The sequence below is a fragment of the Draconibacterium mangrovi genome (assembly GCF_010586825.1).
GTDB classification, from domain to species: domain Bacteria; phylum Bacteroidota; class Bacteroidia; order Bacteroidales; family Prolixibacteraceae; genus Draconibacterium; species Draconibacterium mangrovi.
The window spans coordinates 133992-144542 of the sequence record NZ_JAAAGB010000003.1 but is presented as its reverse complement, the minus strand read 5'-3'; the positions used below and the strand labels follow the sequence as shown (position 1 = coordinate 144542).

At 42.3% G+C, this 10551-nt stretch carries 5 protein-coding genes; all 5 read left to right on the top strand.

The window, feature by feature from the left end; translation table 11 throughout:
* Positions 1–8 precede the first annotated feature (8 nt).
* Positions 9–4274, top strand: coding sequence for a PKD domain-containing protein (locus tag G4420_RS10020; protein WP_163323514.1), 4266 nt, complete (start codon positions 9–11; stop codon positions 4272–4274).
* Positions 4275–4276: 2 nt separating this feature from the next.
* Positions 4277–5788: a contractile injection system tape measure protein gene (locus G4420_RS10015; RefSeq protein ID WP_163323513.1), complete on the top strand. Its 1512-nt coding sequence runs from the start codon at positions 4277–4279 to the stop codon at positions 5786–5788.
* A 4-nt stretch (positions 5789–5792) separates the two neighbouring features.
* A complete protein-coding gene (locus G4420_RS10010; RefSeq protein ID WP_163323512.1) occupies positions 5793–7790 on the top strand; it encodes an eCIS core domain-containing protein in 1998 nt (665 codons plus the stop codon).
* Positions 7791–7810: 20 nt separating this feature from the next.
* Entirely contained in the window at positions 7811–9124 is a 1314-nt protein-coding gene (locus G4420_RS10005) for an ATP-binding protein (RefSeq protein ID WP_163323511.1), read from the top strand.
* A gap of 137 nt (positions 9125–9261) precedes the next feature.
* Positions 9262–10527 (top strand): alpha/beta hydrolase family protein, encoded by a 1266-nt coding sequence (locus G4420_RS10000; protein ID WP_163323510.1) that lies wholly within the window; start codon positions 9262–9264, stop codon positions 10525–10527.
* Positions 10528–10551 lie beyond the last annotated feature (24 nt).

Below are 10551 nucleotides of genomic sequence, written 5' to 3'. Positions count from 1 at the left end.
CAGAAGTGATGGCATCGAAATTAACAGAAATCACAACCAAGTATCATACTTTTGTCGAAAACCAGGTATTGACTGAAAAACAGTTGAATGAGTTTATTACTTACTTCGACGATCAGGACCGTTTAACGCGTGTTTTCCTGAACGGGGTTGGACTTGTTTGCGGATTTAAGGTCAGCAGAAGCGGAACCAAAATTTCTATTTCGCAAGGTGTTGGTGTAACTACCGACGGCGATTTAATTCAATTACAGAAAGCAGTTAAAAAGTCGCCTTTAAAGAAATTAGCGACAGGCTCGCTGACGTTTTCCATGTACAAAAAATTTAAGGATGATGCCGCTTCCTATTCACGTTTCCGAAAACTTACGGGAGGTGATGAAATGGCTTTCGAAGTGCTTGATCTGTTTGAACTTCATCCTGAAGACACCGAAGTTGAAGATGTAACACCGTTGAGTGAATTGCCTGATTTGAATAATATGGTGGTTTTGCTTTACCTGGAATCGTTTGCCGATGATGGCGACCTGTGCACGGCCATTGATTGCGATAACCAGGGAGTTGCCCAGATCAATCGCCTTCGGGTGTTGCTGGTTTCGAAGTCCGATGCCGAATTTATTGCTTCCAACGATGTAATTTATACCAATCACGACCGATTTGAACAGTATTTCAACCTGCCTGAACCGGCGGTAAAACGTGTGGTGCTTAATAGAATCAATACCTCGAAATACGAAGAGTTGAAACGGGCTTATTACGATGCGATAAAAGGCAGCACACTAAGTAAAAACAATACGGTTACGCAACTCGGACAAGGCATAAGTCTGATCGTCAAAAACTTTGGCAAATTGTTACAGTTAAGTATTTCCAAAACTTCGCTGAATTCGGCGCTTTCAAAACTAAATAGCTATTATGCCTTTAGTCCGTATGGCGTGCCTTTTGATATTCAGTACCGTTACGATCTGCTCAAAGATTTAGTGGATACTTACGATGAATTAAAAGATTTGCTGCTTCAGCTCAAACAGCTTTGCCTACCCGATATCACAGCTTTCCCAAAACACCTGATGCTGGGTTTGTTGTCGGAAGTTAACAGTGAACCCAAAGATTTGCGTCACGATTTTTACCCTTCGTCTGCATCCGGCTGCGATTGTAAAGAGATAAAAAAAGCCAAAAGTCTTTTGCTGAAATTATTTGAGTTGATTAATAATTATAACATCAAATCGGGAGAGATCAGGATCACTCCTTCGAATAAATTGCCTGAATTGAGCCAGCGAAGTATTCCATTTTATTACAAGCTCGATACCAACTTTTTAAAGGCCTGGAATTATTCGAAAACAAAATTGTTTAAACACAATTACAACCTTGGTTACCGGATAGAAAATCTGGCTTCGGGACCGCAAGTGCAGGATCCGCTCAACTACAACTTGGACAACTCCGATTTTTACCGGATAGAAGGTCATCAGGGAAAAGATTACCGTGATGTACTGGAAGAGCTGGACGATCAGAAAAAAAAATATGGCTTGTCGTTCGACGTAAAAGCTTTGTCAGTTAATCTCAGAACGGATAATCTCGATATCGACGATTACGAGTGCGAATTTGAGGATTTGAAAGTTATGCTGAAAGCCTGGACAAAAGAGCAGGATTGTATTCTTGCCGAAGTGGCAAGTTTCTTTTCTGCTTTTAGTACCAAGATACCGGGGGCAAATATTCGCGAATCCGAACTCGATCTGAAAAAGGCGACTGCTGTCAATGCCAATTTCGATGTTAATTATACTGCCGCAATGGCTTATCAACCTGTTTATTATAAATCGTCGGTAGGAACTGCAACAAAAGCATTGTACGAGGAAGTCGTAAAAGGAAAGGCAGTGGAAGATAATATCACGACCGTTGCAGATACCATTGGCGTAGAAATGATTAAGGCGATAGAAGAGACCAAAGGAGGATCGGTAAACGATATTATTGCCAACGCCAGCAAAAAACTGGAGGCGAAGGTAAATACCGAAGAATGGAATGCCGAGCCCGAATTAAAAGAATTTGTGGTGAATAAATCGGTTGAACTGATGGCACACACTTACGTGTTAACGCAGCGAATGCCGTTAGCTGTTAACCTCGTTGATGTAAGCCGGGTGAATGATTATAGATTGTCGTTATCGCAGTTGTGCAGCCTGGTAAAAAAACTTAAAGCGAAATATCAGTCAACGAAACTTTCGGTTGGGTTGCAGTCGTTTACAGGTTTGCTGATTAACCAGTTGTCGACAGTTTGTTGTTCGGGCAAAAAACTGGAAGTTTTACTGGACGAGGTAAATGCGCGAAAGGAACAGATCCTTTTACGTTTGCAGCTTTCGAAATTTATTGAGAAACATCCGGGACTGGAGCATAAATCCGGAGTTGAGCCGGGTGGAACGCTGGTGCTGGTATATAAAAACAGCGAAACTACGCGCGATGTAAGTAATGTACTTTCCGATGCCGTGCTTTCCGGACCAAAGGTTTCTGCTGATAATTTTAATATTTCAAAGGCGATGATCTCAGATAGGATTATGAACCTGGAGAATTTGTCATTATCGGAGCGGTCAACCGTGTTAAAAAGTGCCACGGAACTGATAAAATACGAAGATTATACTTCGCGATTAAGAGAAATTAATATTCTCGACCGGCTGATTCCAACTTCTCAAATTGCCGATAACACAGTGGTAGCCGATTTTGCATTGCCCTACATGTGTTGCTCTGATTGTGCACCGATCAATTACATCATTTCAAAACCACCGGCAACTTTACGGCTTTCCCGCAACACGTATTGCCTGCTAGCGGATACCGATCCGATTCTATTTGAAGTTTCGCCAACCGACGGTAAAATTGGAATGAATCCTCAGGTTGCAGGAGTGAGCATTGAGAACGGCAAAATTACCATCGTTACTAATAATTTCCCTGAAGAAATGTTGGGTCAGGCGATTAAATTTACAGTCGATAACCAGGTAACTGATGCTGTACTGACGGTGTACCGGGGAATCCAGGTAGATTTTGGCGTGCCTGCCGAACCAACTACCGAGGCTACCCATCGGTTTGTTCCTACCGGCGATTTGGAAGGAACAGGCTTTTTCTGGGAGTTTGGAGATGGAGCAACTGCTACTGAACAAAATCCTTCACACACCTATAAATTGCCGGTTAACGACGAGAACAAAGTTACGGTGCGCTTAACGGCCACTGCAGCTAACGGCATTTGCAAAACAACAGTTGAGCACGATATTGTTTTTGAAGAAATACAGCCGGAGATCAGTCTTGATCCCGATACATTCTGTGCCAGCGATAAAACGGAATATCCGTTTAAAGTGACACCCGAAGGCTCCAAAGTAGAGATTTCAGGTGATGGCGTAATTCCGAATAATACCGGAGGATTTAGTTTTGTTCCGGCGGCAGCAAAACCCGGAACGATTACCTTCTTGTTAAACGGAGATAACTCAGGATTGTCGGTAACTGTTCACGCAGCACCGGTAGCGGCTTGTTCGCCTAAACAAGTCGAAAATCAAAATCTGCTGGTTATAACCAACGAATCTAAAAACGCTTCAACTTTTGAATGGACGATAAATGGTTCGTTGCGGACTACGTCGAATCTCGATCCATTAACGATTACTATTAAACCGAATGATCCTTCGGAATGGAAGATAACCCTGGTTGCAAGAGGTGCAGATGTGTGTCCTGTATCGCGCATGAGCACAACGGTAACAACAAAGTACATTGAGGAAACGCCGGTAAATACCTGTGTTGAAGAAACAAAAGCTGCAATACTGGGCGATGCGAAGATATTATCAACTATTAAACCGGATCCTGACGGAATTTTGGCTGATATACTTAAGCGAACTCGCATTGTTTATGGCGGTTCCGGCGATTTCAATAAAGGTGTTCTCAACCAAATCGACGAGTTCTTAAATGGTGAAGCCAACGCCGAACTGGAGGTTATGTTCCCGAAACTGTTGAATGATACATCAGGAATGGTAATGGAGCTGGCAAATAATCAGGAATTGCAGAAACAGGCATTGACCTTGCTCGAATTGCAATTGCGACTCTTCTACAACATCCTGGGGTGTCAGGACAATGAAGTGATCAAAAAGTTTGGCGACCTCATCGACAGCATACTCAATCAAATACTGAATATGCTGAAAAGGCTGCAGGGTATGCGAATCATCTTCAGTGACACCATGAAAAAGTTCGTTGAGGTTTACGCCAAAAAGGTGGCCGATATGCTATTTCTGGGCGAACACATGAAATTGATCATCGAAAATAAATTCATCTGATTTTGAATGCCGACCGACATATCATTGACAAGGTTTTTCTCGATATCGATGCGATTAACGAGAAAGAAGCTTACTGGTTAAAAGATCATATCAGTTTGTTTCTGAACGACCAGATTTTTCCGGGTCTCGAACAACTTTTTACTTATATGGATACCGGTGACATTATATCACGTTTTGAAAGGATCGATCTGGAAATCTCGCTTGATAACTGGAATAGTCCCGATGCCCTGCGATTGGAAATCGAAAACCAACTTAAAGAAAAACTAGCAATCGCGGCCATTGAAAAACGTTATCCGGTAAATGGTGAGAAACATCGATCAAACCGTATTTCAGAATACCATCAGGTCAATAAAATATCAGGTGAGCAGAATCAACAAAGTATATTTTTATTCTTTCTCAAAAATGGTCATTTGCCTTGGTTCGGCCATAAATCTGATATCGATAAGCTGTTCTCAGAAAAGGAGTGGTTGAAAAGTGTACAATCGGAACGTTTTTCGACAGAACTAAAAAAGTTGCTGAAATCGGATGAAATGGCCTTGAATAGGTTTGTTTTACAATTACCGGTTCAAAATGTATTTCAGTTCATTAACTCACTTGAAACAGTTGATCTGTTTGATATTCGCAAAAGAAACACTTTTGTTGAAAGCCTGAATTATGCGCTCCGAAATCAGTTCCTTTCCATTCTGCTTAAGAGAGTTTTACAACAGCCTGAAATAAATTGGAAACCTGATCTGCTGAATTTTTACGCAGCTTACTTAACGGATAATTACTCCAAAAAATCAATACACGAACAAATTCAACAGCTTAAAAATATTTCTCTACACACAAGTTTAGTGCTTTCGCAACAAGATTGCGATGAGGTTTTGGTTCTGTTAAAAGAGCATGAACAGAATCAGTTCTTTAAAAAGGGAGTAACAAATCAGAAAAGGGGAAACATTGAAGATAGCCCAACCATTATTTCACATAGGGATAGCTATAATGAGGAAAAAGAACCGCTGTTTTTTGAGAAAGAGGCTGGCGATATTGCCGTTCAAAATGCAGGGCAGGTTCTTTTTCACCCCTTTTTGAAACTATTTTTTCAGCAATTTGATTGGCTTGATGAAGATGGGAGAATCAAAGATGATTATCGATTTCAGGCTGTGCAGGCACTGCATTATTGCGCCACCGGAAATGAACAGTTTTTTGAAGGCGACCTGGTGCTGGAAAAATTTCTGTGTGGAGTACCACTGCAAAAAACAGTCCCGGCCACCAGTTTTCTCAATGAGAGCATAAAAAAAGAGGGCGATAACATGCTCCGTGAACTCATCAAAAACTGGCCGGCCTTAAAAAATACTTCGTCCGGTGGCTTGCGGGACATGTTTATAAAACGAAGTGGAAAGCTGATACAAAACGACCGGAATTTTAAACTGATTGTAGAACGAAAAACACAGGACATCCTGTTGGAGAAATTACAATGGAACATTTCCATAATTAAACTGCCGTGGAAGAAGGAATTAATATTTGTAGAATGGTAAGCCTATGAAAGCAAATGCAGTAAAACAAGATGCAGTAAAGAGTAGCGGGAACCGTGCTCCCTTTTTTTCGAATGCAAAGGCTGATTCGTTTTTTGCGTCGTCGGATTTAAACACTGAAATGTCGGTTCAAATGCAGTCTGAAGAAGAAGAACCCGTTCAAACTCAACGAAATGGAAATGTTCAGTTTCAGGAAGAAGAGGAAGTCGTTCAGTCCCAATCCGAGGAGGAGGAAGAAGCGGTTCAACCAAAGATGCAAAGTGCAAAACCCGGCCATCAAATACAACAAACTGCGCGTTCAGGATTTATGGGAAGTCCGGTAACTTATCCATTTTTCCATCAAATTCAATCGTCCTTTGGAAAACATGATATATCAGGCATACAATCTTACCGAGACTCTAATGCCGGGAATGCAAACCGAAAAATGGGTTCTCTGGCTTACGCTGCAGGAAACAAAGTTGCATTTCGTAATTCACCAACACTGCATACCGCTGCTCACGAAGCGGCGCATGTAGTGCAGCAGCGAAAAGGGGTAAACCTAAAATCGGGTATTGGCAAACCCGGTGATTCGTATGAACAGCATGCCGATGCGGTAGCCGATAGAGTGGTGCAGGGAAAAAGTGCGGAATCGATTTTATCAACTATTCCGGGAGGTGCCAACGCCAGTTCGGGATCTGTTCAGTTTGCTGTTGAAAGTGGGAGTGATTGGCTGGGAGAATTCTGGGACGCCTATGTTTATCCCGGACATCAGCCCGGTACAGACCAGGGTGGGCGAGATGTTGGACGACAAGTGAGGTCGTTTCAGCGGCTGAGCAATCGTTCGACACATGAAGAAGGGGGGCAAACGATAATAGATGTAAATGACCGTGGGCTAACAGGCGGTCAAAGGCTGGATGATACCGAGCAAATTGCCGGACCTGCCGCGAGCGGTCCGCGACAATGGACTATCGATTTAACCACACATGAATTGTTTGATCCACAACCGGCATTAGCCGATGTGATTCAAAATGCTATTGGAGATTGTTATTTGCTGGCTACCCTGCAGAGTATGGCCTCCCGAGGCGGAGGGCGCACACAGCTGGTAAACGCTGTTAGTGAATCAGGGAATGGTTTTAATGTCGAATTTTATCGAATAAAAATAGTTGGCAACAAAGCACTCGTTGATCCAAACTCTAGAATTCGTGTTTCGTTAAGCCGAAATCATAACCCGAATGGAGTTGAATTACGGGAAAAAACTGGAACAATGACTCAGGCACAGGCGCGTGAGTTGGTGCAGAATAGCAGTTATGGATCGCAAGTTCAGGCAGGAGATTCTTTTGATGTGAACTGGACGAAACGAATTGTTTGGCCATGGGCCATTGAACGTGCCTATGCAGCGGTGGCAGGTGGTTTTAATCGTATTGAAGGAGGTTTTTCGGCATTGCCAATAATGGCATTAACCGGCGAAATTCCTTTCCAGGTTTTCGACTTAACCTCATATAGCCTGGCTCAGCTTGCTAATGTTTTAACCATTTTGAATAATGCGACTGACAATGATACCATTGTAACATCGTGGACCTATGACACCCTGAATACGATTTATAACACAAGTTTTGTTGTTGATTCTGCTGAAAGAAGAAGAGGTATTCGTTTGATCGGAAACGATGGAGTAACTACAGCGTGGATTCCCTGGAGAGAGATTGTAAATTACATTTCCGATTTTGTAATTCTGGATCCATTTGGCCCGCTTAACGGAAGGCCTGTTCTAACAACAAAAGCAGACCACCCGAATTGGATTCAGGCAATTATTAATGCATCGGCCACGCCGGGAGCAATTATAAGTGGAACATTGTCGACAATCTGTCTGGGGCAGGGATTATTACTGGCTCCGGCTCATATTTATTCTATCACATCGTTGTCGGCAGCCGGCGCACAAACTTCAAATCCGTGGTCAATTCTGCATCCGGGATTGGTTTCTCCGGCGCAATTGCGGAAAGCTTTCGGTAGGCTAACATTTAAACCATAACAGTTAATTGTGCTACAATAATGATAAAAGCTGTTTTAGATTATCTGGACAAAGTTGTTCGACTTCGGTTTGATGATGAAATAAAAGGAAATAAGTCTGTAATTCCTGAGTTTGTCCCTGTCGGTCATGCTAACAATTCTTTAAAACATTTTATTCACGAAAATGAATTAAGTGTAGCAGAAACAATTGTTTTTTTTATAGCATTGGTTCCGCACCTTTCGCCCGAATTCTTCAATATTATCATAGCTGAATATCTTCCAAATGGTGGCGATTTCCCCGAGTTTGGTGGTGTTAAGGGAAAGAACCACCGCGGAATATTGCCAACCGGCGAAACCGTTTTGTACATTCTTGCCGGGCGAGACATTGAGAAACGTATGGAAGCAGCAAAACTGTTTGAAGAGGAACATTTGTTTTTCCAAAAAAATGTGTTGAATATCGAGCCGGTTCCTACAGGCGAACCCAAAATGAGTGGCCGCCTTGTTCTCGATGATGAATATGTTGATCTGTTTACTTCAGGAAAAGTATCGAAGCCCAAATTAAGCAGCGATTTCCCGGCGCAACGGATCACCACTAAGCAGGAATGGAATGATTTGGTATTAAAAGAAAAGACATTGGAAGAAATTAAAGAATTGGAAACCTGGTTAAATTATAACGAGCAGTTGATGGATGAATGGGGCATGCGCGATAAAATTAAACCGGGATTTCGGGTTCTGTTTTATGGCCCGTCGGGAACCGGAAAAACGATGACCACTTGTTTGCTGGGAAAATATACCGGAAGGGATGTATATCGGGTTGATTTGTCGATGGTAATTTCGAAATACATTGGTGAGACGGAGAAAAATCTGTCGGGATTATTTAACAAGGCAGAACACAAAAACTGGATATTGTTTTTTGATGAGGCCGACTCGCTATTTGGTAAACGCACCAACGTGCGCGATGCACACGATAAATACGCCAACCAGGAAGTTTCGTACCTCTTGCAGCGTATTGAAGCCCACAACGGATTGGTGATTTTGGCATCGAACATGAAAGGAAATATCGATAGCGCTTTTACCCGCCGTTTTAATGCTTTTGTTGAGTTTGATCCTCCTACGGTTGCTGAACGTTTGAAACTTTGGCAATTATACATGCCCCAAAAAAACAAAGTGCATAAAGACATTGATTTAAAGGAGCTGGCTAAAAATTACGAGTTAACAGGTGCCAACATCGTTAATTGTATTCATTATGCCGGATTGCTATCCATACAAAAAGGAGATTCTCTGTTGAATAAGGAAACTCTAATGGCCGGAATCCGCAAAGAGTACAAAAAAGAGGGAAGAATTTTGCAGCAATAATCTCATTTGATGACTTTTCTGTTCGCTGGATTCCGGAAGAATTGCATTGAGACAATAAAAATTCACGGAATCCTTTGGCATAACAATCGCAATTTCCCAATTTTAAGCAGTATTGATTCAATTCACAGTTATCGACAATGAAAAAATTCATCTTGTGCCTTTTATTTTTTGCTTTCCTGTTTAATGTGTCGGCCCAGTTTGATGCCAACTACGACGAAAGTAAAGTTCCCGAATTTAAGTTACCCGATCCGCTAAAAACGTTTAATGGGCAGAAGATTCGAAATTCTAAAAAGTGGGAGAGTAAACGACGCCCGGAACTGCTGAATTTTTTCACCGAAAATATGTTTGGCGAAGTGCCCGGTGAGCTGGAAATTGCATCCGTTGATATTTTGGAAGAAAGCAATAATGCCCTGAATGGTAAAGCGGTACGAAAACAAGTTGACCTGGTATTTAAAAACCGAGGCAAAACACTTGATTTTACCATCTTAATATATCTGCCAAAAACCGAAGAGCGGGTACCATTATTTGTGGGCTATAATTTTTACGGAAATCATACCATAACCGAGGACGTAGAAGTTATCATTTCTGAAGCCTGGGCAAACAACAATCCTTCGTTCGGGATAATAAACAACCAGTTAACCGAACAGTCGAGAGGGGTGAGAACCAACCGGTGGTGCGTTGATAAGATAATTGAGGCAGGATTTGGTCTGGCTGTAATTTATTACGGTGAAGTAGATCCCGACAAAGATGATTTTTCGGATGGTATTCATCCTTTATTGTATATCGACGATCAGCAGCAACCGGCTGCCAACGAATGGGGAGCGATAGCAGCATGGTCGTGGGGATTAAGCCGAGCGATGGATTATTTTGAACAGGATGAGGCTATCGACGAATCAAGGGTAGTTGTGTTTGGCCATTCGCGATTGGGAAAAACTGCCTTATGGGCCGGTGCAACCGACGAGCGTTTTGCCGGTGTCATTTCAAATGAATCAGGATGTGGCGGCGCCGCGTTATCGAAACGACGCTTTGGCGAAACATTGTGGCGAATCAATAATCGTTTTCCGCACTGGTTTTGTAAAAACTTCAGAAATTACAGTAAAAACGAGGAGGCCTTGCCGGTTGATCAGCACGAACTGATTGCTTTGATTGCTCCGCGTCCGGTTTATATTGCAAGTGCTGAAGAGGATCGGTGGTCGGATCCAAAAGGTGAATTTCTTGGCGCCTTGTACGCTACTCCGGTGTATGAGCTTTACGGAAAAAAAGGAATAGAACAAACAGAAATGCCGGCAGTTAATCAGCCCATACAAAACACGGTTGCCTATCACATCAGAACAGGTGAGCATGATGTGACTGAATACGATTGGGAACAGTATTTGAAATGGGCATCTGAATTTGTAAAATAGCATCCGACATCGGGACATAAAAAG